Genomic DNA, 24248 nt, shown 5'->3' on the forward strand with positions numbered 1-24248 from the left:
GGGCTCTCTGGCGCGGCGGCGGCAGGCCTGTTGTGGTGGTTTCACTGGGGTGTGGCCAGTGTGCTCGATGAGCTGGATGACTTTGCAGGGGCTTTGGCGGCCTGCAACCTCAAGTCCAGCATGATCAAGCCGCACCCGCATGTGCTGGGTTCGCTGATCCGCAAGGTGTGGCAGGTGCAAGTCAATCTGCGCGCCGTGATTGGCGATGTGCGTGCCGAGGTCCAAGTGTTCACGCAGGCCACGACGCACATCTCGTCCAGCGCACAAGACCTGGCGGCCCGCACCGAAGACCAGGCCAGCAGCCTGCAGGAGACGGCGGCATCCATGGAGCAGCTGGCCAGCACGGTGCGCCAGACGGCCGATGCGGCCCGCCAGATTGCCGTGCAGAGCCAGCAAAGCAGCGACATCGCCCAGCAGGGCAGTGCAGCCGTCAGCAGTGCCAATGCCTCCATGCAAGCCATTGAAACGTCTTCGCGCCGCATGGAGGACATCATCGGCATCATCGAAGGCATTGCCTTCCAGACCAACATCCTGGCGCTCAATGCCGCAGTGGAGGCGGCCCGCGCCGGGGAGCAGGGGCGGGGCTTTGCGGTGGTGGCGTCAGAGGTGCGCGAGCTGGCCCAGCGCAGCGCGCAGGCCGCGCGCGAGATTCACCAGCTCATCAGCGCATCGACCGGGCAGGTCAGCAGCGGCGCTGACTATGCGGCGCAGGCGCAGGCCACCATTGCCAGCGTGGAGCGATCGGTGCGGCAGGTGAGCCACCTGATGACGCAGATCACCAGCGCCACAGGGGAGCAGTCCATCGGCATTGCCCAGGTGAACGATGCCGTGAACCGGCTCGACAGCGTGACCCAGCAAAATGCCAACATGGTGGACCAGACGGCCGCCGCTGTGGGCGTGCTGAGCGACCGCACCAAGACGCTGTCGCGTGCGGTGCAGGTCTTTCACATGGATGTCTGATGGATGTGTGAGGGCAGGCCAGGCCGTGCGATGGGCTGGCTGCGGGCATCGCTTGGGGCGCGGGCAGTAGCAGGCCGGGTGCCCCTGCGTTTTACTGCCGCGCCGTGCGCACGTTGGCCGGCAGTGCCTGGGGGTGGCTGGTGCGCAGGGGGTTGATGTCCAGCCCGCCCCGGCGCGTGTAGCGGGCGTACACCATCAGCTTGATGGGTTTGCAGCGCGTCCACACGTCCATGAAGATGCGCTCTACGCACTGCTCGTGGAACTCGTTGTGGTTGCGAAAGCTCACGAGGTACTGCAGCAGCCCCTCCTGGTCGATCTGCGCTCCGGTGTAGCGGATCTGCACGCTGCCCCAGTCGGGTTGGCCGGTGACCAGGCAGTTGCTCTTGAGCAGGTTGCTGGTCAGCACCTCGGTCACCGGGGCTTCGTCAAACTGGGCTTTGAGCAGTTCGGGCGCGGGCTGGTAGTGGGTGCATTCCACGTCCAGGCGGTCCAGGCTCAGGCCGTCCAGCTCGTGCACGGGTTCCTGGTCAAACAGCTCGGGCGCAATCAGCTTGACCCCCACAGTGGCGGGGTGCGGTGCGCCGCGCCACACGGCCTCGCTGATGTCGGCGCGCAGGCGGGCCTGTACCTCACTGGCTTCGGCAAAGCGGGTGTTGTTGAAGCTGTTGAGGTAGAGCTTGAAGGACTTGCTCTCGACGATGTTGGGCGACTCGCACGGGATGGTGAAGTGCACCAGCGCCACCTGGGGCTTGCCGCGCAGGTTGAGCCAAGACACCTCAAACGCCGTCCACAGGTCGGCCCCGAAAAACGGTGGCGCATCGGCAATGCCGATCTCGGCCCGCTTGCCCGCGCGTGGGATGGGGAACAGCAGCGTCGGGTCGTACTGGTCGGTGTAGGCCGAGGCCTTGCCCAGTTGGGATTGTTCAGGGGTGTTGGTCATTTGCTATAAAAATAGTAGCTGCTTGCGCTTGTTAATCAAGCGCTAGAGAATGATTTGATGCTTATTTGAACTCGCGCTCGCGCAGCCACTTGGTGGCAATCCACTTCTCACCCGCAATCACCGGCGCGCCGCCGTGCAGCGTTTGGGTAGAGGGGTGGGGCCGCTCGTAGCTGAAGAACACGGCATTGCCGCGCTGAGGGGCCACTTCCAGGAACACATCGGGGAAGGTGGTGCCGCCGCCTTTTTCAGGCGTGTTGAGGTACATGACCAGCGTGCCCACGCGTTGCCCACCGCGTTTGACGATGGTGGGCGTGCCGGGCTCGCTGGGGTCAAAGTAATCGTAGTGGGGCTTGTATTCGGCCCCGGGGCGGTAGTGCAGCACCTGCACGCCTTCACCGTTTTCGATGGGCCATTGCAGCAGCTTGGCAATGCGCTCTTCAATGGTCTGCACCAGGGTGCTTTCACCGCGCTGGAAGAACATGCCGTCGCTGGTGCGGTCGTCGTTCACCTCTTCGCCACCCGTCTTGGTGGCCACGGTGAGCGAGCGTGCCATGCGTGGGCTGGCGGCGGCAATCAGGGCATCGCATTCCTCTGGAGAGAGGAGGTTGCCAAACACCACCACGCGGGGCTTGGCCAGTTGCAGCAGCACCTGCACCTGGCGGTCGCCTGCGTCCAGCAGGGCAGGGGAGTCGCCCAGCAAGGGCTCGGGCACCGGCACGGCGCTGGGTTGGCCCTGTTGCACGGCCAGCTCGTTCAGGTGCTCTTGCAGCGTGGTTTCCATGGCGTCTGCGGCCACGTCCTCGTCCCAGCCTGCATCGCGCATGGACTGCAGCACCACAGGGGCCGCAAAACCCGCCTGGGCCTGCTCGATGATCCAGCGGCGCAGCTCGGGGGTGATGGACTGGGCCGAGGGCTTGCGGGTGGTTGCGGTGCTGTGCTGGGCGGGGGATGGGGCCATGGTCGGGACCTCAAACGTGGACAAAACTAAACAGAGGGGCGGGTCAATCGGGCTTGCGCCGGAACACCAGGCGCTCAGGTTCGGATGCTAGCGCGTCAAAGGCGTAGCCCTCCAGGTCAAAGCCTTCGAGTTGGTGCGGTGTGCTCAGCCGTTGGGTGATGGCATAGCGTGCCATCAACCCGCGTGCGCGCTTGGCGTAAAAGCTGATGATTTTGTAGGCGCCGCCTTTCCAGTCCTCAAACACGCATTCGATCACGCGGGCCTTGAGGGCCTTGCGGTCTACCGCCTTGAAGTATTCCTGCGAGGCGAGGTTGACGACCACGGGCGTGGTGTCTGAGCGCAACTGGGTGTTCAGGTGCTCGGCAATCTGGCGGCCCCAGTATTGGTACAGGGTGTTGCCCGCCTCGGTGGCCAGGCGCGTGCCCATCTCCAGCCGGTAAGGCTGCATGCGGTCCAGCGGGCGCAGCACGCCGTACAGGCCGCTCAGGATCGCGACGTGGCGCTGCGCCCAGTCCAGGTCGTCATGGCCCAGGCTGCGGGCTTGCAAACCCTCGTACACATCACCGTTGAAGGCCAGCACGGCTTGGCGCGAGTTGTGGGCCGTGAACTGGGGCTTCCAGGCCTGGTAGCGGGCCACATTCAGCGCCGCCAAGGGGTCGCTCAGGTCCATGAGTGAGGCAATGTCTTGCACAGACTTTTCGCGCAGCACTTCAATCAACGCGGTGGACTGGGGCACGAACTGTGGGCGTGTGTGCGGCAGGCTCTCTGGGACGGGGGTGTCGTAATCCAGTGATTTGGCGGGGGACAGCAAAAACAGCATGGTGCGATGAGGGGCAGGGTGGCTGATGGGTGAAGCAGAGCGAAGCTGTGCAGGGCTTTGAACAGGTTCTTAGAGAGGCTAACAAAACTCTTCTGGCGTTGTTGCCGCGTCTTGTCGTACTGCTCGTGCTGTTCGTACTGTCTGCGACGCAGCGCCTGGCCAGAACCGCTTCGCTGAGTTTTGTTAGCCGCGCTGAGTGATCCTGCGCCATGCGCTCAACGTCTTATTTTGAGGGATGTGGGCATGGCGTGGGTACCCCTTTGGGCTGCAGCGCTTCATGCCCCGTGTTGGCGCGTTGCCCCCAAAAACAAAGGCGACCAAGGCCGCCTTTGAGTGGGGACAGCCGCGCTAGACGGCGCGGGCTGTGTGCGCCATGTGTTACGCCGCAGGAGGCTGCTCAAATGGCAGGGTCATGGCGGCCAGGTCGCGGCGGGTTTCCACCAGCACCAGCGGGCCTTCGTCCAACACCACAGCCGGTGGGCGTGCGCGGGGAACGTGCACCGGCTTGGGTTCTGCCGCAATGGCGGCTTGCACGGCAGCGACCTTGTCGCTGTCCGAGTTCACCCACTGCAGCCCTGAGGCGGTGGCCACTTGGTGCAGCGAATCCATCGGCAGCGTGTAGGACTGCACGCGGGGCATGCCCGCAGGCGCCACCGGGGCTGGTGCTGCCGAGGGCACTGTTGCCGGTTTGGCCGCAGGGGTTGCCGCTACAGGCGTTGCCACGGGGGCGGGGGCCACTTGCGCAGGGGCGGCCACTGCTGGCTCTGTCGCCGCGGGTGCCTCTGCCGCCGGGCTGCTGAAGTAGCTGCGGCGTGGTGCATCTTCGGACACGGCCGGGGCAGCGTCTGCTGCTGGGGCTGCGCTCAGTGGCTGTGCCTCTGCGGCGTTGTCACTGCCTTCACGGGGTGCACGTTCGCCACGCTCGCGGCGGTCGCGGCCGTAGCGGTCGCGGGAGCGGCGCTCACGCCGTTCTTCCGTCGCGGGCGCTGCCGGTGGGGTGGCAACCTCGTTGCCCGTCAGGTCCAGATCGGGCAGCGATGCCATGGGCGATGTGTCCACAAAGTCCATCGCTGGCGTGCTGCGCTCCTGGCCTTCGGCATTGCGCGGGCCGCGTTCACCGCGCTCGCGGCGGCCGCCCTCACCACGGTCACCGCGTTCACGGCGTGGGCCGCGTTCGCCACGTGCTGGTGCTGTGCCGGCATCAGCGCCATTGGCGTTGACGTTGGCCAGGGCTTCTGCGGGGGCCGCATTTTGCTCACCGCTCAGGGCGGCGTTGGTGCTGCGGCCTTCGGCATCGCGGCGGCCACGGCCATCGCGACCATTGCGGCCCTCACGCGCCTCGGTGTTGCGGCCTTCGGCATTGCGGTTTTCGCCTTCTGGGCGGCGGTCTCCATCGCGCGGGGCACGGCCTTCGGCGCCGCGGTCGTTGCGGCGTCCACGGCCTTCGCTCACATTGCCGGCGGTATCGCGGTTGGCATCGCGGCCACCGTCACGGTTGCCATCGCGGGCGCCGTCACGGCTACCACGGCGGCCCCGGCCTTCGCTGCGGCCATCACGGCGCGATTCGCCGCGTCCGCTGCCGTCGCTAGGTGCTGCAGGCGCAGGCGCGGCCACCGGGGCGGTCGCAGGCGCGGCACCAAAGCCAAACAGGCTCTTGAGCCAGGCAAAGAAGCCCTTTTCTTGTGGCACAGCTGCGGCGGGGGCAGGTGCTGGCGCGGCTTGTGCAGCAGTGCCGTTGCGGGGGGCGTGGCCATTGCCATTGCGGGCAGGGCGCGCAGCGCCTTCGGGGCGGGGCTCGGCCACTGGCGCGGGCGCATCGGGCAGCACACCCTTGATGACCGGGGTTTGCTTGTTGGTCGGCTCTTGCGAGCGGCGTGTCACGGCGGTGGGGTCTTCCACGTCTTCGGCCAGCTTGTAGCTTGCGTCGATGTGGTCCAGGCGTGGGTCGTCGTGCTTGAGGCGCTCCAGGCGGTAGTTGGGGGTTTCCAGCGTCTTGTTGGGCACCATCAGCACGCTCACGCGCTGCTTGAGTTCGATCTTGGCGATCTCGGTGCGCTTTTCGTTGAGCAGGAACGAGGCCACTTCCACTGGCACCTGGCAGTGCACGGCGGCCGTGTTGTCCTTCATCGACTCTTCCTGAATGATCCGCAGGATCTGCAGGGCCGACGATTCGGTGTCACGGATGTGGCCTGCGCCGCCGCAGCGTGGGCAGGGAATGGAGGAGCCTTCGCTCAATGCGGGCTTCAGGCGCTGACGGCTCATTTCCATCAGGCCGAACTTGCTGATGGTGCCGAACTGCACGCGGGCACGGTCCTGGCGCAGCGCGTCGCGCAGGCGGTTTTCCACTTCGCGGCGGTTCTTCGACTCTTCCATGTCGATGAAGTCGATCACGATCAGGCCGCCCAGGTCGCGCAGGCGCATCTGGCGGGCCACTTCGTCGGCGGCTTCCAGGTTGGTGCGGGTGGCGGTTTCCTCGATGTCGCCGCCCTTGATGGCGCGGGCCGAGTTCACGTCCACGGACACCAGCGCTTCGGTGTGGTCGATCACGATGGCGCCGCCCGAGGGCAGCTGCACGGTGCGGGCGTAGGCCGATTCGATCTGGTGCTCGATCTGGAAGCGGCTGAACAGGGCGGCGTCGTCGCGGTAGCGCTTCACGCGGGCGGCATGCTCGGGCATGACGTGCGCCATGAACTGCTGCGCCTGTTCGTAGATGTCGTCGGTATCGATGAGGATGTCACCGATGTCGTTGTTGAAGTAGTCGCGGATCGCGCGGATCACCAGGCTCGATTCCTGGTAGATCAGGAAGGCACCCTTGCCACCCTTGGCTGCGCCGTCGATGGCGTTCCACAGCTTGAGTAGGTAGTTCAGGTCCCACTGCAGCTCGGGCGCGGTGCGGCCAATGCCAGCGGTGCGCGCGATGATGGACATGCCGTTGGGGTATTCCAACTGGTCCATCGCCTCCTTGAGCTCGGCGCGGTCCTCGCCCTCGATGCGGCGCGAAACGCCACCGCCACGGGGGTTGTTGGGCATCAGCACCACGTAGCGGCCGGCCAACGAGACGAAGGTGGTCAGGGCTGCGCCCTTGTTGCCGCGTTCTTCTTTTTCGACCTGGACCAGCAGCTCCTGGCCTTCCTTGATCACTTCATTGATGCGCGCCTGGCTGGGCGAGACACCGGGGGTGAAGTAGCTGCGCGAGATTTCCTTGAAGGGCAGGAAGCCGTGGCGGTCTTCGCCGTAGTCCACAAAACAGGCTTCCAGCGAAGGCTCGACGCGTGTGACGACGGCCTTGTAGATGTTGCCTTTGCGCTGTTCGCGCCCTTCGATTTCGATTTCGTAGTCGAGGAGCTTTTGTCCGTCGACGATGGCCAGGCGGCGTTCTTCGGGCTGCGTGGCGTTGATGAGCATCCGCTTCATGATGCGATTCCTTCTCGTTGTTTCGCGGACAGCAGCGGCACAGCTCAGTTGCTGTAGCGGGCTGCCGCCCACAGTTCCAAACCAATGACAAGCTCTATAGGAGCCGTAAATGCCTGGACTGACGGATCGAAACGAAGGGAATTGCCGGGGATGACTCAGGCTGCCGAGGGTGAACTCAGCACGGGAGGCAAGGGCGCTTGGATGGGGGCGAGTGAGAATGGCGCAGATTTGCTACAAATTTAATAGCTTCTTGCGCTTGCTGGCGGGGCGCTGCGGGCAATTGGACGTGCAGGGCCAGGGGCAAGTGCCGCCGCCACAAAGTCATCATCCATGCCATCAACAACCACATGCTCGCTTCGATCCACCGGCAGACCTGTCCCTGGTAGGGTGCATCTGCCGGCTTGGGGGATTCCGTATCAGTGTTTCAATTTGTCAGCCCGCCGACTGCCGCCCAGGCCATTGCAGGCATCTGGCCCGCAATCTGCGTGTGCGACACCCGCTGGCATCGACCTGCCTGCGCTAGTAGCATGGCTGAGTGGACTAAACTCCAGACAAATCAACCACTTACAAAACAACGCGCAGGTGAAACACATTATAGGGGGCAAACCACCGCTGGACCGGGCCCCGGCTTCCAACCCTCCTGCAGTCCGTCTGGTCGAAGTCGATGAGGATTCGGCGGGGCAGCGGCTTGATAACTTTTTGATACGCCACCTCAAAGGGGTACCGAAAACCCACGTCTATCGCATCATCCGCAGCGGCGAGGTGCGCATCAACAAAGGCCGCGCCAGTGCCGACACCCGGGTGGAGTCTGGTGATGTGGTGCGCCTGCCGCCGGTGCGGGTGTCGGACAAAGTGGCCGAGAAGGCCGAGCGGCCCGCGCCCGCGCGTGAATTCCCCATTCTTCTGGAAGATGAGCATGTACTCGCTATCGACAAGCCCGCCGGTGTGGCGGTGCATGGCGGCAGCGGTGTGAGCTTTGGCGTCATCGAGCAACTGCGCCAGGCACGCCCCCAGGCCAAATTGCTGGAGCTGGTGCACCGGCTGGACCGCGAAACCTCCGGCATCCTGCTGGTGGCCAAGAAGAGGTCTGCACTCACTCACTTGCAAGACCAGTTCAGGGAGCGGGAAACTGGCAAAACCTACCTGGCGCTGGTCACGGGTCCATGGACGGCCAGCAACAAGGTGATCGACTTGCCACTGCACAAATACCTGCAGGCCGATGGTGAGCGCCGGGTGCGTGTCACCACGGTCGATGACCCGGAGGGGATGCGTTCCATTACCCTGGTCAAGGTGCGCCAAGCGGTGCCTGCGCGGCCCTTGCAAGGCTTGCCTGCGATGACGTTGCTGGAGGTCACCATCAAGACCGGTCGCACGCACCAGATCCGGGTCCACTTGGCCAGCCAGGGCCATCCCATAGTGGGTGACGACAAATATGGCGACTTTGACCTGAACAAGCGGTTGCACAGACTGGGGCTCAAGCGCATGTTTTTGCATGCGTGGCGGTTACAGTTCAGCCACCCTGCCAGCGCGGAGCGTGTGACATTGAACGCCCCTCTGCCCCCTGAACTGGCAGACTTCATTCCCTCTGCTTGATTGCCTCGCCATGCCGTCCCACGTCCGTTCGCGCCGCTTTGACCTGATCGCTTTTGATTGGGATGGCACCTTGTACGACTCCACCGCCATCATCGTGCGCTCCATCCAGGAGGCTGTGCGCGATGTGGGCGGCACGGTGCCATCGGACAAGGAAGCGGCCTATGTGATCGGCATGGCCCTGATGCCCGCCTTGGCGTATGCCGCTCCGGATGTGCCGCCTGAAAAATACACCGAGCTGGGCAACCGCTACCGGTTTCACTACCTGCAGCACCAGGATGATTTGAGCTTGTTCGATGGCGTGTTGCCCATGTTGTCGGCCCTGCGCGAGCGTGGGCACCTGCTGGCCGTCGCCACCGGAAAAAGCCGCCGTGGCCTTGATGAGGTTTTGCAGGCGGTGGATTTGCGCGGGGTGTTTGATGGCTCGCGCACTGCTGACCAGACGGCGGGCAAGCCCCATCCTTTGATGCTGCAGGAGTTGATGGCAGAGTTTGATGTGCCCCCTGAGCGCTTGCTGATGATTGGCGATACCACCCACGACCTGCAGATGGCCCAGAACGCAGGCTGCGCCAGCGTCGGGGTCAGCTATGGCGCCCACGAGCCCGATGCGTTCCATGCGCTGCAACCGCTGTATGTGGCGCATTCGGTGGCGCAGTTGCACGAGTGGCTGCAGCAGGAGGCTTGAGGCGTGCTGCAGTCTTGCTTTCATCTCTCGCCACTGCCCAGGAGCGCCGCCTTTGTCTGAGCAGGCTGTTTTGTTGTGTGGCAGCGCAGAGCTGTGCGATGGGGGTATGGCCGTGCCGTTTGATGTGCAGTATGCGGGCCAGGTTTGCCGCGCATTTGCCATTCGGTACCAGGGTGTGGTGCATGCCTACCTGAACCGCTGCACCCATGTGCCCATGGAAATGGACTACCAGCCCAACCGTTTGTTTGATGACACAGGTCAATGGTTGTTGTGTGCCACGCACGGCGCTGCTTATTTGCCCAGCACTGGCCAGTGTGCTGGCGGGCCTTGTAGGGGCGGGCTGGTGAAAATTGCCTTGTCCGAGGCCGGTGGCCAGGTGCACTGGCATACTGCGCACAACCTGCAGCCGGTGGCGTTTTAGGGGTTGCTCCCAGGTGCCTTGTTCTGTTCTATTTCCCTGTTTTGTTGCTTGTTTTCTCTGTCCGCAGCGCTATGCCGGGCCTGTTCCTGGGCCCGGGGTGTCTGCGGGAGGCTTTGAATGACTGACCCACAAAATCCCTCTTCCAATCATCCTGGCAGTGCTCAGGATTCTTTGCCCGCTTCTGATCTGTGGGCTACCCAGGCTGCCGCAGCTGCGCCATCCTCAAGCCCCGGTGCTGCCCCCCGTGCCACGCCGCCTGCCGAGCCTGGCTGGGAGCGTGCGGTGCTGGAAAAGCTCGCGTTGGCCGCGTTGACAGAGCAGCGTGCCGCCCGGCGCTGGAAGATTTTCTTTCGCTTTGCCTGGCTGCTCCTGGTGCTTGCCATTTTTGGCGGCGCGATGATGCAGGCTGCCCCGAGTGCCAACAAGAGCGCCCCTCATACGGCGGTGGTGGACATCAAGGGCGAAATCGCTTCAGGCGCCGAGGCCAGTGCCGAGTTCGTGGTGGCTGCCATGCGCAGCGCCTTTGAGGATGAGGGCTCCAAGGCCGTGGTGTTGTTGATCAACTCTCCGGGTGGCAGCCCGGTGCAGGCGGGCATCATCAATGACGAAATCCTTCGCCTCAAGGCCAAATACAACAAGCCTGTGTATGCCGTGGTTGAGGAGACCTGTGCCTCGGCGGCGTATTACATCGCTGCGGCAGCGGACGAAATCTTTGTGGACAAGGCCAGCATCGTGGGCAGCATTGGCGTGCTGATGGATGGTTTTGGTTTCACCGGCACGATGGAAAAACTGGGGGTGGAGCGCCGATTGCTCACGGCGGGTGAAAACAAGGGCTTTTTGGACCCTTTCAGCCCCCAGACCGAGCAACAGCGTGCGTACGCACAGGCCATGCTCAACCAGATCCATCAGCAGTTCATCGCCGTGGTGAAGTCGGGGCGCGGTGATCGGCTCAAGCCCACGCCCGAGACCTTCAGTGGCTTGTTCTGGACGGGCCAGCAGGCTGTGGAGATGGGCTTGGCGGACAAGCTGGGCAACCTCGACTATGTGGCCCGTGAAATCGTCAAGGCGGAAGACATCATCGACTACACCCGCCGTGACAATGTGGCTGAGCGTTTGGTGAAGCGCTTTGGCGCGGCGATGGGGTATGGCGCGGCCAAGGCGGCCACTGCCATTGCGGCGCCGCAGCTGCGATAGCTGGGTGCTGTCGCCTCGCTAGCGACGCTACCAGTGGTGGTTTTCGAATCTGAACCCCCGGTTGCCTGTGTGGTAGCCGGGGGTTTTGCTTTGGCGTATCGGTTGGGGCGGCGTGGTGGCTGGCCTGTGCTTATCTACCGATCAAGAACACGGTGGGCGTGCGGTTGTCCACCGGCGCTGCTTTTTGGCGCCATTGCTTGACCGGCTGGCTGTGTATTTGGGATGTTTCCAGCGTCAGCCCGGCGGCCATGGCCAATCGGGTATTGGTTTGCAGGGTCTGGGTCAGTGCTTGCCACAGGGCGGCATTGCGGTAGGGGGTTTCAATGAACACCTGCGTTTGCCCTGTTTTCAGCGCGATGGATTCGAGCTCCTTCATGCGCTGCGCGCGCTCCGGCCCGCTTTGGGGTAAGTAGCCCACGAAAGCAAAGTTTTGCCCGTTCATGCCGCTGGCAGCGAGGGCCAGCAGCAAGGAGACGGGGCCTACCAGTGGCACCACGGCAATGCCCAGATCGTGTGCGGCACGCACAATGGACGAGCCTGGGTCTGCCACAGCAGGCATCCCCGCTTCGCTGACCAGGCCGATGTCGTGCCCTTGCAGTGCGGCCGACAGGAGAGGGCGGGCGTCAAATACGGGGGCGCCTTTGTCGCCATGGTCTCCCTTTTTGTGCACTTCGCGCGGTAACTCTGTAATTTGCTGGGCTTGCACCGGGACTGCGAGGGTTTCCAGCGCATCAACGCGCTTGAGGTATGCCCGGGTACTTTTGGCGTTCTCGCAAATCCAGTGGTTGAGCCGGGCGGCTTGCAGGATGGTGGATTGCGGCAGCACCTCTTGCAGGGGGGCTTGCACGTCGCAGCCAAAGTCGAGTGGCGCCGGGACCAGATAAAGCCGCCCCAGCGCGGCGTTGGTCGATGGTGTGCTGGCGACGGGTGCTGGCGACTGGCTCATGGCAGCACCAACCCTGCAGCGCGCAGCATGCGGCAGGTTCGAATCAGCGGCAGCCCGATCAAGGCGGTGGGATCGTCGCTCACGATGGCATCGAGCAGGCTGATGCCCAGGCCTTCGCTTTTGGCGCTGCCAGCGCAGTCGTAAGGCTTTTCGGCCTGCAGGTAACGTTCGATTTCGTCTGGGTCGAGGGTTCTGAATTTGACTTCAACTGCAGCCAGGTCTACTTGTTGAAACCCGCTGCTGGCGCACACCACGGCCACCGCGGTTTGGAACACCACCGTCTGGCCGCTCATGGCTTGCAGTTGCAGGGTGGCTTTTTCATGGGTGCCGGGCTTGCCCAGGGGTTCTCCCGCCAGATCGGCCACTTGGTCCGATCCAATGACGATGGCTTGCGGGTGCAGCAGTGCCACGGCCTGCGCTTTGGCCAGTGCCAGCCGCAAAGCCAGTGCGCGGGGGGCTTCGTTGGCTTGTGGGGTTTCATCGACATGGGGGGCGGCCACGTTAAAGGCGATGTTCAGGCGCGAGAGCAGCTCGCGCCGGTAGGGCGAGGTGGAGCCCAATACCAGAGGGCGTGGCAGGGTGGGGGATTGATGCATGCGCTGATTCTCTTACACTGCCGCCATGACCAAGGAATTCTCTCCCGACCGGCTTGACATCAAGGCTTTCGCGCAGGCGGGGGGGCAGCTGTCAGGTCACGACTCGCTTCTGAAATACGAGCGCTTGGCGCAAGAGGCCAAAGGCTTGCACCCGGATTTGCTCGTGGACTGGAAGGTGGCTGGTGAAGTGCGTACCGAGCTGGGGGGCTCGGGCCAAGTCTGGTTGCATCTGGCGGTGCACGCCAGCTTCCCGATGGAATGCCAGCGGTGCATGACACCTGTGGATGTGCCTCTGGATGTGGAGCGCTCGTTCCGATTTGTGGCCGATGAGGCCACCGCCGAAGCCCTGGATGACGATTGCGATGAGGACTTGCTGGCACTGAGCCGGGAGTTTGACTTGCGTGAGCTGATTGAAGATGAGTTGCTGATGGCCTTGCCTGTGGTGCCAAAGCATGATGAGTGCCCAAGCTCGGTCCCTCTGGCATCGTCGGACGAGGACTTTGAGGCTGCGAACTCTGAAAAGCCCAACCCCTTTGCAGCGCTCGCTTCGCTGCGAAAAGACGAAAAAGGGACATGAATTATTGTTTGGGTTATAATCGAGGGCTTCTCGCGAATCCCCCTCGTGTCTTATTGGGCTGATCGCGTTTTTACCAACCCTATTCAAGACCAGGAGCCATCATGGCAGTTCAGCAAAACAAAAAATCCCCTTCCAAGCGCGGTATGCACCGCTCGCACAATGCACTGAATGTGCCAGGCATTGCTGTGGAACCTACCACTGGTGAAACCCACCTGCGTCACCACATCAGCCCTAACGGTTTCTACCGTGGCCGCCAAGTGCTGAAGAACAAGTCTGAAGCCTAATTTCAGCACCCATCAAGGCCCGCAACTACTTTGTGTAGTGCGGGCCTTTGTTTTGATCGTCGTATTTTTCTTTCAGCCAAAGCCGTTGGCTGGACAAGTCGCCCATGATCACACTGGCTGTTGACTGCATGGGGGGCGACCATGGCCCCCGCGTCACGCTCGCGGCGTGTCGCCAGTTTCTAGATTCCCACCCCCAAGCCCGTTTGCTGCTGGTCGGCTTGCAGGAGAGTCTCCAATCGTTCTCGCACGAGCGGGCCAGTGTTGTGCTGGCCTCTGAAGTGGTCGCCATGGATGACCCTGTGGAGGTGGCTTTGCGCAAGAAGAAAGATTCTTCCATGCGCGTGGCCATTCAGCAGGTCAAGGATGGAGCGGCGGCTGCGGCTGTGTCCGCAGGCAACACGGGTGCCTTGATGGCGATCGCTCGCTACATCTTGAAAACCCTGGATGGCATTGACCGCCCTGCGATTGCGACCCAGCTGCCCAACGCACAAGGTGGTGCCACCACGGTGCTGGATTTGGGGGCCAATGTGGATTGCTCGGCCGAGCACCTGCTGCAATTCGCCGTCATGGGGTCTGCGCTGGTGTCAGCCCTCCAAGACGGAGGGGAGCCCACTGTAGGCTTGCTCAATATTGGTGAGGAAATCATCAAAGGCAGCGAAGTCATCAAAAAAGCAGGTGAATTGCTGCGATCTGCGGCCAGTTTGGGTGATCTGAACTTCTACGGCAACGTGGAAGGCAATGACATCTTCAAGGGCACCGTTGACATCGTGGTGTGTGACGGCTTTGTAGGCAATGTTGCATTGAAGGCCAGTGAAGGCGTAGCTTCCATGGTGGTGGGCGGGCTCAAAAATGAGTTTTCTCGCAATATTTTTACCAAAGCTGCAGCCATCGTTGCTTATCCTGTTTTAAAAGCTTTGATGAAGCGCATTGACTACCGCCGCTACAACGGCGCAGCCCTTTTGGGGTTGCGCGGTTTGGTGTTCAAGAGCCATGGATCGGCGGACGTGCTGGCTTTCGAGCAGGCTTTGAACCGGGCGTATGATGCAGCCCGCAACAACCTGCTCGACCGTGTCCGGACCCGGATTGCGCATGCGGCGCCCCTCCTGGCCCCCGCTGATGTACAAGCCAAGGCCGGTGTTTCGGCGACGACACATTGATGAGACGTTATTCCCGCATCACCGGCACAGGCAGCTATTTGCCTCCACGCCGATTGACCAACGCTGATCTGGTGGCTGAATTGGGCCAGCGTGGTATTGAAACCTCTGATGAATGGATTGTGGAGCGCACGGGCATCCGGGCGCGGCACTTTGCTGCGCCGGACGTCACCAGCAGCGACCTGGGGCTTGAGGCTGCACGCCAAGCCCTGGAGGCTGCGGGTGTGCAGCCCCAAGACATTGACTTGATCATCGTGGCGACCTCCACGCCAGACATGGTGTTCCCGTCCACGGCTTGCATCTTGCAGAACAAGTTGGGTGCCAATGGTTGCCCCGCGTTTGATGTGCAAGCGGTTTGCAGCGGCTTCGTGTACGCGCTGTCGGTGGCTGACGCGATGATCCAGTCGGGCGCAGCCAGCCGTGCGCTGGTGGTGGGTGCCGAGGTTTTCAGCCGCATTCTCGACTTCAATGACCGCACCACTTGTGTCTTGTTTGGTGATGGTGCTGGGGCGGTGGTGCTGGAGGCTTCTGACAAGCCTGGCATTCTGGCCAGCGACTTGCACGCCGATGGCAAGCATGTGGGCATTCTTTGCGTTCCTGGCAATGTGTCTGGCGGACACATATTGGGTGACCCTGTCTTGAAGATGGATGGTCAAGCCGTGTTCAAGCTGGCGGTGGGCGTGCTGGAGAAGGCAGCCCATGCGGTGCTACAAAAAGCCGGTCTGACTGAGGCCGACATCGACTGGTTGATTCCCCATCAGGCCAACATCCGCATCATGCAGGGCACGGCCCGCAAGCTGAAGCTGTCCATGGACAAGGTGGTGGTGACGGTGGATCAGCATGGCAACACCTCGGCCGCTTCTATTCCCTTGGCGCTCGATCATGCGGTGCGCAATGGCCAGGTGACCGCCGGGCAGACGGTGCTGCTTGAAGGGGTGGGCGGCGGATTTACCTGGGGTGCAGTGCTATTAAAAATGTAGCTGCTAGCGCTTTATTGATGCGCGCTAGAGGCTATTTTTATCTGAATATTGCAGAGCTATGAAATCATTCGCATTTGTTTTTCCTGGACAAGGCTCGCAGTCAGTGGGCATGCTGGATGCCTGGGGCGACCACCAGGCGGTGCAGCAAACGCTGCGCGAGGCCTCTGATGCCTTGGGTGAAGATGTGGGGCGTCTTATTCATGAAGGCCCCAAGGAATCCTTGGCATTGACCACCAACACGCAGCCTGTGATGCTCGTGGCGGGTGTGGCCGCTTGGCGTGTGTGGTGCGCAGCGGGTGGGGCCAAGCCATCGGCGCTGGCGGGCCATTCGTTGGGCGAGTATTCGGCTTTGGTGGCGGCAGGTGTGTTGACTTTGGCGCAAGCAGCGCCGCTGGTGCGGCTGCGTGCGGCGGCGATGCAAGAGGCTGTGCCTGTTGGGGTGGGGGCCATGGCGGCCATTTTGGGGCTGGAAGCCTCCAAGGTCATTGCAGGCTGCGCTGAGGCTGTGGTGGCGTTGGGTAGTGGCGAGGTGGTGGAGGCTGTCAATTTCAATGACCCTGCCCAGACCGTGATTGCTGGCACCAAGGTGGGCGTGGACAAGGCCTGTGAGCTTCTCAAGGCAGCTGGCGCCAAGCGCGCCTTGCCATTGCCGGTGTCTGCCCCTTTCCATTCCAGCCTGATGAAGCCTGCTGCGCAGAAGCTGCGCCTGGCTTTGGACGGCTTGGCATTGGCTGAGCCGCAGATTCCAGTGGTCAACAACATTGATGTGGCCGTCTGCACTGATGCAGGACAGATCCGTGATGCCCTCTATCGCCAGGCCTTTGGTCCTGTGCGCTGGGTGGAATGTGTGCAGGCGTTGAAAGCGCGCGGCGTCACGCATGTCGTGGAAGCGGGCCCTGGCAAGGTGCTGGCCGGTTTGACCAAGCGCATCGATGCCGAGTTGACGGGCGTGCCCCTGTATGACCCAGCCACCCTGGCTGAAGCGATGGAGATTGTGAAATGACGGATTCGGTAAAAGCAGTGCAGGTGGCCTTGGTGACGGGTGCCTCTCGCGGCATTGGCGCAGCCATTGCCCTGGAATTGGCCGTGCGTGGCTATCAAGTGGTGGGAACCGCTACGACCGATGAAGGCGCTGCCCGCATTGGCCAGGCGCTGGCGGCTTACCCCGGTTGCCGTGGTGCCAACTTGAATGTCAATGACGTGGCCGCTGTCGAGGCGCTCATGGATGGCATCGTCAAGCAGCAAGGCGGCTTGCATGTACTAGTGAACAACGCGGGTATTACCCGCGACACGCTGGCCATGCGCATGAAGGACGAGGACTGGGATGCTGTGCTCGACACCAATTTGAAGGCAGTCTTTCGTGTGAGCCGGGCGGCCATTCGTCCGATGATGAAGCAGCGTTTTGGCCGCATCATCAGCATCACCAGTGTGGTTGGCGCTTCGGGCAATCCAGGGCAGGCCAACTATGCTGCCGCCAAGGCCGGTGTGGCTGGCATGACGCGTGCACTGGCCCGTGAACTGGGCAGCCGCAACATCACTGTCAACTGCGTGGCACCCGGTTTCATCGAGACCGACATGACCTCCGTGTTGCCCGAAGAGCAGCAAAAAGCCCTCAATGCCCAGATCCCGTTGGGCCACATGGGCAAGCCGCAAGACATCGCGCACGCAGTGGCCTACCTGGCCTCGAATGAAGCTGGCTATGTGACGGGGCAGGAGTTGCACGTCAATGGCGGCATGTACATGTAATTGAGACAAGTTAACGCCGCTTTATCCCGACGGCGGGCTGATGAGGAGGGAATCTCCTTACCAGCTAGAATCGCGGATTCATTCACAACCCCCAGAGGGAAACCATGAGCGATATCGAAGCACGCGTCAAAAAAATCATTGCCGAACAACTCGGAGTGGAAGAGTCCCAAGTCACCAACGAAAAGTCTTTCGTGGCTGACCTCGGCGCAGACTCCCTCGACACCGTGGAACTGGTGATGGCACTGGAAGACGAGTTCGGCATCGAGATCCCCGACGAAGACGCGGAAAAGATCACCACGGTGCAAAACGCCATCGACTACGCCAACAATCACCAGAAGGCCTGAGCGGCGCCCTGCGCCTGACTCAAGCGATCAGTAGAAGGTTTTCACGCATGAGCCGTCGTCGCGTTGTCGTGACCGGCCTGGGTTGCGTCAGCCCCGTGGGTAACACGGTGGCCGATGCCTGGGCCAACATCCTTGCCGGCAAGTCCGGCATTGACCTCATCACCAAGTTCGATGCGTCGAATTTTTCCTGCCAGATTGCAGGCGAGGTCAAGGGATTGGACCTGGAGTCCTACATCAGCGCCAAAGATGCGCGTGCGATGGACTCCTTCATTCATTTTGGTATCGCAGCAGCAGCGCAGGCTGTGCAGGATGCGGGTTTGCCTACGGGCGAGGCGCTCGATGAAGAGTTTGCCACCCGCATTGCCTGTGTGATTGGTTCTGGCATCGGCGGTTTGCCGCTGATAGAAAACACACACGTCGAGTACGCCAGCCGGGGTCCTCGCCGTATCACGCCATTCTTTGTGCCTGCCTCCATCATCAATATGGTGGCTGGGCATGTGTCGATGCGTTTTGGTTTCAAGGGCCCTAACCTGGCTGTGGTGACCGCATGTACGACGGGCTTGCACTGTATTGGAGAAGCCGGTCGCATGATCGAATACGGCGACGCTGATGTGGTGGTGGCCGGTGGCACAGAGTCCACGGTGTCTCCGCTGGGCATTGGCGGCTTTGCTGCCATGCGCGCCTTGTCTACCCGCAACGATGACCCCAAGACGGCCTCGCGCCCCTGGGACAAAGACCGCGATGGTTTTGTGTTGGGTGAAGGCGCTGGGGTGATGGTGCTGGAAGAGTACGAACACGCCAAGGCACGTGGAGCAAAAATCTACGCGGAATTGACAGGCTTTGGCATGAGTGCTGATGCAGGGCACATGACTGCTCCCAGCATGGATGGGCCACGCCGCGCCATGCTCAATGCGTTGCGCAATGCGGGCATCAATGCCGACCAGGTGGATTACCTCAACGCCCACGGCACCTCAACCCCGCTGGGTGATTTGAACGAAACGAATGCCATCAAGGCTGCTTTGGGTGACCATGCGCGCCACACGGTGGTCAGCTCGACCAAGTCGATGACCGGGCACTTGCTCGGCGGAGCGGGTGGCATCGAAAGTGTTTTCACGGTGCTTGCGCTGTACCATCAAAAGGCGCCACCGACGATCAACATCTTTAACCAGGATCCTGAGTGTGATCTGGACTACTGTGCCAATACGGCGCGTGACATGAAGATCGACATTGCTCTTAAGAACAACTTTGGTTTTGGGGGCACCAACGGCTCGCTGGTTTTCAAGCGGGTTTGATGCACGGATGCAAGCTACGTTGCGCTGAGCGCTTGGTGGCCTTAGGGTGGATGTCCCATGTTTTTGATGTGGGATGTCTGCCCTTTTGTCTTTTGGGGGTGCAGTTGCGAAAGCTTCAGCGGCCTTTGCAGGGGTGGTTGAGCCTGGGTTCGTTGGGTTGGCCCTGTGGCTGCTTCTGCATTGGCCTGCTGCGACTGCCTTTTTTGCGCCCAAACAACAGCCGTCCCGGGATGCCATGATGGCCTCTGTCAAATATACGGCTCCAGCTGTGCGCTACCCTTTTGCAAGGAGTGCCGCATTGGGCTGGCTTTGCGTGTGGCTGGCTGTGTTTTCCGGTGGTGGTGTTGCTTGGTATGCAGCGAGTGTGTGGACTGCAGGGGGTCGAGGTGTCTTTGCCTTGGTAGCGATTGTGGGCTGGGTGATCGCGGCTTTGGGTGCTTTGGAGTACTGGCGCCGGTCTCCGCATGGCTTGTTGGCCTGGAACGGGCAAGTTTGGGCCTTACAAGTTGCCGATTCGGAGCAAGTGGGGGTGTCTGAGGAAGGCGCAGCCTTGCGGCAGGCGCCCGCCGTTATTCTGGATTTGCAGTACACGCTGTGGATCCTGGCGTACAGGGATGGCCATGCCCCGCTTTGGTTGTGGCTCGAACGCTCGCAGCGCCCTGAACGCTGGGGTGATTTGCGCCGTGCGGTATATTCGCCCGCCATGCAGGCAGCCCCCACGGCTGTCCAATCTACCGAGGCGCCAAGCCGAGAGCCCTAAGGCGTGATTTCTGAGTGCCCATGAATGTAACCCCGCCTTCCCTTCCTGCAGACAGCGATCTCCAACTGGTGGAGCGCACGGTTGCAGGTGACCAGCGAGCCTACGAGCTGCTGGTCATCAAATACCAAAGGCGCATCGAGCGCCTGATCGGCCGGATGGTGCGCGACACAGATCTGGTGCAGGACATCGCACAGGAGACCTTCATCCGGGCTTATCGGGCGCTGCACCAGTTTCGGGGGGATGCCCAGTTTTATACATGGCTCTACCGCATTGCTGTGAACACCGCCAAAAAGGCGTTGATGGACATGAAGCGCAATCCGGTCATCTCCGAGAACGCCCTCAGAGGCGGAGACGATGAGGATGAAACTTCCCGCGTTGACAATGAACTAACCACCGAAGAAACGCCAGAAACCGTTTTGGCTGCACAGGAAATTGCACGGGTGGTGAATGCCGCTATGGAGGCTTTGCCTGAGGATTTGCGGCAGGCTGTGACGTTGCGCGAGATTGAGGGGCTGAGCTATGAAGAAATTTCGCTGGCGATGAATTGCCCTATTGGCACGGTTCGGTCCCGGATTTTTCGGGCCCGTGAGGCTATTTCTGCGAAAGTGCGCCCGCTGTTGGACAAACAGTCTGGCAAGCGGTGGTGATTGAGGCGTGGCTGCGCCTCTCTCCCTTGTTCCGCGAGATCGCTGGGTGCGGTGTTGTGGAGTTGGCCGGGTGCGGAAGAATGCGATACCGAAGTGTGCAGATCTGTATGTGTGGGGGCTGGTTAGACAGGTGACATCATGGACAAAGATTTGAATCAGTGCGAGCAGTTGTCGGCGTTAATGGATGGTGAGCTCGAAGGCGAGGCCTTGGCTGAGGCCTTGCGCTTGGCCCACGGTGAAGGGAGCCAAGCCACGTGGGAGCTCTACCATCTGGTGGGCGATGTGTTGCGCTCGCCTGAATTGGCTGCACACGCATCGAGCCCCTTGCTGGGGCGCTTGCGGGAGCAACTGGCCCAGGAGCCTGCCGCCGCACGTGTGCCTTTGGTACTGCAATCTGAATCACCGGTGGTGTCTGTCCATGTGCCGCAGCCAGCGGCCAATGCGTCGGTGTTTCGCTGGAAGATGGTGGCCGGTATTGCGTCGATGGCTGCAGTGGCTGCCATCGGTTGGAATTCTGTTGAAGCCTTGAGGGGCGGCGGCGCGCAATTGGCTTCTGCTCCAGTTGTGTCACCGGCTTCGGTGGTGGCCGTTTCGGAGGGGGCAGGGCAGCCCGTGATGTTGCGCGACCCGCGCCTGGACGAACTGTTGCAAGCCCACAAACAATTCGGTAGCACTTCGGCTCTTCAGATGCCTGCGGGCTTTTTGCGCAATGCCACTTTTGAAGAGCCTTCTCGGTAACTCGCCTTGGCTGGCGCAGGGGAGGTCTCTCTTCTGTGTTACGCAAGCATCCGTGGATCGAATGGCTGGCCTTTGGGGGCGTGTCGCAGTTCTTGCGCTTACCTTGGGGTGGGGTGTGCCCATGGCAGTGGCTGCGGAGTCTTCTGCATCTGCTGCTCCCTTGCCCTCGGCGCAAGCCGTATCGGTGGACCTTGATGTCACGCAATGGATGGCTCACATGCGAGGGGCTGCGTGTCGGCGCTCGTATGTGGGTACTTTTGTTGTGATCTCGGCCACCGGGGCCATGTCCAGCTCCCGCATTGCCCACGCTTGTGATGGGAGTTTGCAAGTGGAGCGTGTGGAAACCTTGTCGGGTGTGCCGCGCACCGTATTTCGGCGCAACGGTGAGGTCAGGACCTTCTTTGCATCGTCGCGCACCGTGCGCACGGATCGCAGTGACACCCCAGCCTTGTTTCCACAGCCTTCCGTAGTGGCGGGCACCAAGCTCTCACAGTTCTACGCTGTGCAGCGTTTGGGACTGGAGCGTGTGGCTGGACGGAGTGCGGACGTGCTGTGGCTCAAGCCTCAAGACGATCTGCGGCTGGGCTACCGCATTTGGGCGGACCAGGAAACAGGACTGGTCATGAAGCTGCAAACCTTGTCGCCCAACGCCAAGGTGATGGAGCAGGCTGCATTCTCGGAAATTGACTGGAATGCCAGTGTGAAAGCGGAAGACCTGTCACGCGCGATGGACGCAGTGGACGGATTCCAGCGCGTGTCACCTGAGGTGCGCAAGACCTCTGCCCAGGAAGAGGGGTGGGTATTGCGCCAGCCGATTGAGGGCTTTGTTCCTGTCCAATGCTACCGGCGCACACTGTCTGTAGAGGCCGGTGCACGCAGTGTCTTGCAGTGCCTGTACTCTGACGGCCTAGCGTCTGTGTCGCTGTTCATGGAGCCCATGGACGCTACGCGCCACGGTGGTGTGGAGGTGCAGGAGGTCAGCATGGGGGCAACCCAGATGCTGGCGCGCAGAGCAGGTGAAGACACCTGGCTGACCATCGTGGGAGAAGTCCCGCGCAAGACGCTGCACCTTTTCTCCAAGCATTGGGAGCGGTCGCGCTGAGCCGTTTCGGTGAACGTGTCTGCCGGTGCATTCACTCGTCTGCCGAGTGTGCTGCCTGTATTGGTCTTCTGTTTTAAAAAAATCGGCTCCCAAATCAGCCCGTGTTTGGGAACCTATTCGCTTGGGTGCTCTTCAGAGATGCATTCGTGATTGGTAATTGTTACCTCGATTTGAAAGGCCCATGATGTCTACTCTGGATTGGAAGTTGCTGCGTTCCGTTGCCTTGGCTGGTGTGTTCACTGGCCTGTCTGGGCTGACGGCGTTGATGCCTGTCTCCGCTGCTGCGCAATCAGCGGTGGTGCGTGGCCTGCCAGACTTTACGGAACTTGTAGAGCTGGCGGGTCCCTCGGTGGTCAATATTCGCACCACCGAGAAAGCCTCAGCCCGCTCTGGGGCTGGTGCGATGGATGAAGAGATGGCGGAATTCTTCAAGCGCTTCGGTGTGCCTATTCCCAACGCGCCGCGCCAGCAGCGCCCCCAGCAGGATGAGCAGCCACGCGGTGTGGGCTCGGGGTTCATTCTCACGGCCGACGGCGTTGTGATGACCAATGCGCATGTGGTCGAAGGGGCCGATGAAGTGATCGTGACCCTCGCAGACAAACGGGAGTTCAAGGCGAGGATCGTGGGCGCCGACAAGCGCACGGACGTGGCTGTGGTCAAAATTGAGGCCAGTGGTTTGCCTGCGGTGAAGGTGGGTGATGTCAGCCGCCTGAAGGTCGGCGAGTGGGTGATGGCGATTGGCTCTCCGTTTGGTCTGGAGAACACGGTCACGGCAGGCATCGTGAGTGCCAAACAGCGTGACACGGGTGACTACCTGCCATTCATTCAGACCGATGTGGCGATCAATCCTGGCAATTCTGGCGGGCCGCTGATCAACATGCGCGGAGAGGTGGTGGGCATCAACAGCCAGATTTATTCGCGCTCTGGGGGGTTTATGGGGATTTCATTTGCGATCCCCATGGATGAGGCGATGCGAGTGAGCGAGCAACTGCGTGCCTCCGGCCGCGTGACGCGTGGGCGTATTGGCGTGCAGATTGGCCCCGTGACCAAGGACGTGGCTGAGTCTCTGGGCCTGGGCAAGGCGCAAGGTGCGTTGGTGACGGGGGTGGAGTCGGGCTCGCCAGCGGAAAAGGCCGGTGTCGAGGCGGGAGACATCATCATCCGCTTTGAAGGCAAGGCGATTGAAAAAGTGGCTGATTTGCCTCGTTTGGTGGGCAACACCAAACCGGGCAGCAAGAGCAGCTTGACGGTGTTTCGGCGCGGGCAAAGCCGTGACCTTGCTGTCACCATTGCCGAGATTGAGCCAGACAAAGTGGCAGTGAAAACGACGGACCGTGAGGAGCGCGCCAAGGCTTCTTCGGCTGGGCAGCAGGTGGGGTTGACGGTGACGGAGTTGCCGGACGCTCAAAAGAAGGAACTCAAGCTCAAGGGCGGTGTTTTGGTTTCGGCCGCTGTCGATGGTGCTGCCAGGGCTGGCTTGCGTGAGGGTGACATCATCCTGGCCATCGCCAATACCGAGGTGTCTGGCGTGAAGGACTTTGATGCCATCTTGGGCAAGGTCGACAAGAGCAAAACCTTGAGTGTGTTGTACCGCCGCGGGGAGTGGGCGCAATACGCGCTGATTCGCCCTGCGCCAGCCCGTTGAATTGGATGATGGCTGTGCGCCTGCGGAGATACGCCGCGGCAAGTCAAGCCATTGCACGTTCTCAAAATGGTCTGAAAGTTAGTTGTCACCAACTTAAAATTTGTGCAATTACCGATTTCGATAGAATAGAGCCCGCTCTCAGCGCTTGAATGCATATCGGCGAGGTCTTCCTCCACGATACGGTATGCATGAAAGCCATTCACAGCTGTTCCACAGCTCGCCCACATGTTGTGCACCAATTAAGTGGCGATGTTGTGGATAAACTGTGTGTAAATATTTTGTTGCAACGTGGCAACGACCCCCGCATGCGGTGGAGCGGGCTGTTTGGCATGGCCTTTTTGCCTACAATGAAGCTCCAACCATCGCAGTTGCCAATGATTGTTGGTTCAGGGCGCGTCGCCATTCGACGCGCCCTTTTTTCTTGTGCGCGCCTTTCTCATCCCATTATTTGACGC

Annotated in this window: 24 protein-coding genes; 18 read left to right on the forward strand and 6 right to left on the reverse strand. The window is 61.4% G+C overall.

Features of this window, described 5'->3' with window-relative positions:
- The first annotated feature begins 30 nt into the window (after window positions 1–30).
- Window positions 31–960 (forward strand): methyl-accepting chemotaxis protein, encoded by a 930-nt coding sequence (locus CLU88_RS23570; protein WP_369827672.1) that lies wholly within the window; start codon window positions 31–33, stop codon window positions 958–960.
- A 91-nt stretch (window positions 961–1051) separates the two neighbouring features.
- Here the strand turns inward: CLU88_RS23570 and queF are convergent, their stop codons facing one another.
- From queF to CLU88_RS20255, 4 genes are all read right to left on the reverse strand, one after another.
- The gene (queF, locus tag CLU88_RS20240; protein WP_099658138.1) at window positions 1052–1900 is read right to left on the reverse strand and encodes an NADPH-dependent 7-cyano-7-deazaguanine reductase QueF; all 849 of its coding nucleotides are present in this window, start codon (window positions 1898–1900) and stop codon (window positions 1052–1054) included.
- A 61-nt stretch (window positions 1901–1961) separates the two neighbouring features.
- Window positions 1962–2858, reverse strand: a complete 897-nt coding sequence (locus tag CLU88_RS20245; RefSeq protein ID WP_099658139.1) for a 2OG-Fe(II) oxygenase — start codon at window positions 2856–2858, stop codon at window positions 1962–1964.
- A 43-nt stretch (window positions 2859–2901) separates the two neighbouring features.
- On the reverse strand, window positions 2902–3678 hold the full coding sequence (gene yaaA, locus CLU88_RS20250) for a peroxide stress protein YaaA (protein ID WP_099658140.1): 777 nt from the start codon (window positions 3676–3678) through the stop codon (window positions 2902–2904).
- Window positions 3679–4056: 378 nt separating this feature from the next.
- A complete protein-coding gene (locus tag CLU88_RS20255; RefSeq protein WP_099658141.1) occupies window positions 4057–7092 on the reverse strand; it encodes an Rne/Rng family ribonuclease in 3036 nt (1011 codons plus the stop codon).
- A gap of 582 nt (window positions 7093–7674) precedes the next feature.
- On the opposite strand from CLU88_RS20255, the gene CLU88_RS20260 reads away from it, so the two are divergent.
- The 4 genes from CLU88_RS20260 (at window position 7675) to CLU88_RS20275 (ending at window position 10982) form a co-directional block, all read left to right on the forward strand.
- Window positions 7675–8685, forward strand: a complete 1011-nt coding sequence (locus CLU88_RS20260; RefSeq protein WP_099658142.1) for an RluA family pseudouridine synthase — start codon at window positions 7675–7677, stop codon at window positions 8683–8685.
- A 10-nt stretch (window positions 8686–8695) separates the two neighbouring features.
- Window positions 8696–9367: an HAD family hydrolase gene (locus CLU88_RS20265; RefSeq protein ID WP_099658143.1), complete on the forward strand. Its 672-nt coding sequence runs from the start codon at window positions 8696–8698 to the stop codon at window positions 9365–9367.
- Between the two features lie 52 nt (window positions 9368–9419).
- Entirely contained in the window at window positions 9420–9788 is a 369-nt protein-coding gene (locus CLU88_RS20270) for a Rieske (2Fe-2S) protein (protein ID WP_369827673.1), read from the forward strand.
- A 117-nt stretch (window positions 9789–9905) separates the two neighbouring features.
- Window positions 9906–10982 carry a S49 family peptidase gene (locus CLU88_RS20275; RefSeq protein ID WP_099658145.1) on the forward strand — a complete coding sequence of 359 codons (1077 nt, stop codon included), beginning with the start codon at window positions 9906–9908 and terminating at the stop codon, window positions 10980–10982.
- Window positions 10983–11112: 130 nt separating this feature from the next.
- On the opposite strand, the gene CLU88_RS20280 is transcribed toward CLU88_RS20275, so the two are convergent.
- Together CLU88_RS20280 and CLU88_RS20285 are read right to left on the reverse strand one after the other, a co-directional pair.
- Window positions 11113–11928: an SAM-dependent methyltransferase gene (locus CLU88_RS20280; RefSeq protein ID WP_099658146.1), complete on the reverse strand. Its 816-nt coding sequence runs from the start codon at window positions 11926–11928 to the stop codon at window positions 11113–11115.
- Entirely contained in the window at window positions 11925–12524 is a 600-nt protein-coding gene (locus CLU88_RS20285) for a Maf family nucleotide pyrophosphatase (RefSeq protein ID WP_099658147.1), read from the reverse strand. The genes CLU88_RS20280 and CLU88_RS20285 overlap by 4 nt, the downstream gene beginning before the upstream one ends.
- Window positions 12525–12549: 25 nt before the next feature.
- On the opposite strand from CLU88_RS20285, the gene CLU88_RS20290 reads away from it, so the two are divergent.
- The 13 genes from CLU88_RS20290 (at window position 12550) to CLU88_RS22905 (ending at window position 24245) form a co-directional block, all read left to right on the forward strand.
- Window positions 12550–13101 (forward strand): DUF177 domain-containing protein, encoded by a 552-nt coding sequence (locus CLU88_RS20290; protein WP_099658148.1) that lies wholly within the window; start codon window positions 12550–12552, stop codon window positions 13099–13101.
- A gap of 101 nt (window positions 13102–13202) precedes the next feature.
- Window positions 13203–13385 carry a 50S ribosomal protein L32 gene (rpmF, locus tag CLU88_RS20295; RefSeq protein WP_005794249.1) on the forward strand — a complete coding sequence of 61 codons (183 nt, stop codon included), beginning with the start codon at window positions 13203–13205 and terminating at the stop codon, window positions 13383–13385.
- A 104-nt stretch (window positions 13386–13489) separates the two neighbouring features.
- Window positions 13490–14542, forward strand: a complete 1053-nt coding sequence (plsX, locus tag CLU88_RS20300; RefSeq protein ID WP_099658149.1) for a phosphate acyltransferase PlsX — start codon at window positions 13490–13492, stop codon at window positions 14540–14542.
- Complete coding sequence (locus CLU88_RS20305; RefSeq protein WP_099658150.1) at window positions 14542–15519, forward strand: beta-ketoacyl-ACP synthase III; 978 nt, start codon at window positions 14542–14544, stop codon at window positions 15517–15519. The genes plsX and CLU88_RS20305 overlap by 1 nt, the downstream gene beginning before the upstream one ends.
- A gap of 58 nt (window positions 15520–15577) precedes the next feature.
- Window positions 15578–16522: an ACP S-malonyltransferase gene (gene fabD / locus CLU88_RS20310; protein ID WP_099658151.1), complete on the forward strand. Its 945-nt coding sequence runs from the start codon at window positions 15578–15580 to the stop codon at window positions 16520–16522.
- Complete coding sequence (gene fabG, locus CLU88_RS20315) at window positions 16519–17265, forward strand: 3-oxoacyl-ACP reductase FabG (protein ID WP_099658152.1); 747 nt, start codon at window positions 16519–16521, stop codon at window positions 17263–17265. The genes fabD and fabG overlap by 4 nt, the downstream gene beginning before the upstream one ends.
- Before the next feature lie 104 nt (window positions 17266–17369).
- A complete protein-coding gene (gene acpP, locus CLU88_RS20320; protein WP_044397886.1) occupies window positions 17370–17609 on the forward strand; it encodes an acyl carrier protein in 240 nt (79 codons plus the stop codon).
- 47 nt (window positions 17610–17656) lie between these two features.
- Window positions 17657–18901 carry a beta-ketoacyl-ACP synthase II gene (gene fabF, locus CLU88_RS20325; protein ID WP_099658153.1) on the forward strand — a complete coding sequence of 415 codons (1245 nt, stop codon included), beginning with the start codon at window positions 17657–17659 and terminating at the stop codon, window positions 18899–18901.
- Between the two features lie 780 nt (window positions 18902–19681).
- Entirely contained in the window at window positions 19682–20308 is a 627-nt protein-coding gene (rpoE, locus tag CLU88_RS20335; RefSeq protein ID WP_099658155.1) for an RNA polymerase sigma factor RpoE, read from the forward strand.
- Window positions 20309–20446: 138 nt separating this feature from the next.
- Entirely contained in the window at window positions 20447–21046 is a 600-nt protein-coding gene (locus tag CLU88_RS20340) for a sigma-E factor negative regulatory protein (protein WP_099658156.1), read from the forward strand.
- A 208-nt stretch (window positions 21047–21254) separates the two neighbouring features.
- A complete protein-coding gene (locus CLU88_RS20345) occupies window positions 21255–22148 on the forward strand; it encodes a MucB/RseB C-terminal domain-containing protein (protein ID WP_099659036.1) in 894 nt (297 codons plus the stop codon).
- A 181-nt stretch (window positions 22149–22329) separates the two neighbouring features.
- Window positions 22330–23793, forward strand: a complete 1464-nt coding sequence (locus CLU88_RS20350; protein ID WP_369827674.1) for a DegQ family serine endoprotease — start codon at window positions 22330–22332, stop codon at window positions 23791–23793.
- Window positions 23794–23981: 188 nt separating this feature from the next.
- Window positions 23982–24245 (forward strand): hypothetical protein, encoded by a 264-nt coding sequence (locus tag CLU88_RS22905; RefSeq protein WP_143226056.1) that lies wholly within the window; start codon window positions 23982–23984, stop codon window positions 24243–24245.
- Window positions 24246–24248: the final 3 nt, after the last annotated feature.

It is taken from the genome of Acidovorax sp. 56 (genome assembly GCF_002749705.1).
In the GTDB taxonomy this organism is placed as follows: Bacteria; Pseudomonadota; Gammaproteobacteria; order Burkholderiales; family Burkholderiaceae_C; genus Acidovorax.

Coding starts and splice junctions, on each gene's coding strand:
- queF (WP_099658138.1), bottom strand. CDS start 1,900: ATGACCAACACCCCTGAACAATCCCAACTGGGCAAGGCCTCGGCCTAC.
- CLU88_RS20350 (WP_369827674.1), top strand. CDS start 22,330: ATGATGTCTACTCTGGATTGGAAGTTGCTGCGTTCCGTTGCCTTGGCT.
- plsX (WP_099658149.1), top strand. CDS start 13,490: ATGATCACACTGGCTGTTGACTGCATGGGGGGCGACCATGGCCCCCGC.
- fabG (WP_099658152.1), top strand. CDS start 16,519: ATGACGGATTCGGTAAAAGCAGTGCAGGTGGCCTTGGTGACGGGTGCC.
- yaaA (WP_099658140.1), bottom strand. CDS start 3,678: ATGCTGTTTTTGCTGTCCCCCGCCAAATCACTGGATTACGACACCCCC.
- CLU88_RS20305 (WP_099658150.1), top strand. CDS start 14,542: ATGAGACGTTATTCCCGCATCACCGGCACAGGCAGCTATTTGCCTCCA.
- acpP (WP_044397886.1), top strand. CDS start 17,370: ATGAGCGATATCGAAGCACGCGTCAAAAAAATCATTGCCGAACAACTC.
- CLU88_RS20285 (WP_099658147.1), bottom strand. CDS start 12,524: ATGCATCAATCCCCCACCCTGCCACGCCCTCTGGTATTGGGCTCCACC.
- CLU88_RS22905 (WP_143226056.1), top strand. CDS start 23,982: ATGAAAGCCATTCACAGCTGTTCCACAGCTCGCCCACATGTTGTGCAC.
- CLU88_RS20290 (WP_099658148.1), top strand. CDS start 12,550: ATGACCAAGGAATTCTCTCCCGACCGGCTTGACATCAAGGCTTTCGCG.
- CLU88_RS20340 (WP_099658156.1), top strand. CDS start 20,447: ATGGACAAAGATTTGAATCAGTGCGAGCAGTTGTCGGCGTTAATGGAT.
- rpoE (WP_099658155.1), top strand. CDS start 19,682: ATGAATGTAACCCCGCCTTCCCTTCCTGCAGACAGCGATCTCCAACTG.
- CLU88_RS20265 (WP_099658143.1), top strand. CDS start 8,696: ATGCCGTCCCACGTCCGTTCGCGCCGCTTTGACCTGATCGCTTTTGAT.
- CLU88_RS20255 (WP_099658141.1), bottom strand. CDS start 7,092: ATGAAGCGGATGCTCATCAACGCCACGCAGCCCGAAGAACGCCGCCTG.
- fabF (WP_099658153.1), top strand. CDS start 17,657: ATGAGCCGTCGTCGCGTTGTCGTGACCGGCCTGGGTTGCGTCAGCCCC.
- CLU88_RS20275 (WP_099658145.1), top strand. CDS start 9,906: ATGACTGACCCACAAAATCCCTCTTCCAATCATCCTGGCAGTGCTCAG.
- CLU88_RS20280 (WP_099658146.1), bottom strand. CDS start 11,928: ATGAGCCAGTCGCCAGCACCCGTCGCCAGCACACCATCGACCAACGCC.
- CLU88_RS20245 (WP_099658139.1), bottom strand. CDS start 2,858: ATGGCCCCATCCCCCGCCCAGCACAGCACCGCAACCACCCGCAAGCCC.
- rpmF (WP_005794249.1), top strand. CDS start 13,203: ATGGCAGTTCAGCAAAACAAAAAATCCCCTTCCAAGCGCGGTATGCAC.
- fabD (WP_099658151.1), top strand. CDS start 15,578: ATGAAATCATTCGCATTTGTTTTTCCTGGACAAGGCTCGCAGTCAGTG.
- CLU88_RS20345 (WP_099659036.1), top strand. CDS start 21,255: ATGGCTCACATGCGAGGGGCTGCGTGTCGGCGCTCGTATGTGGGTACT.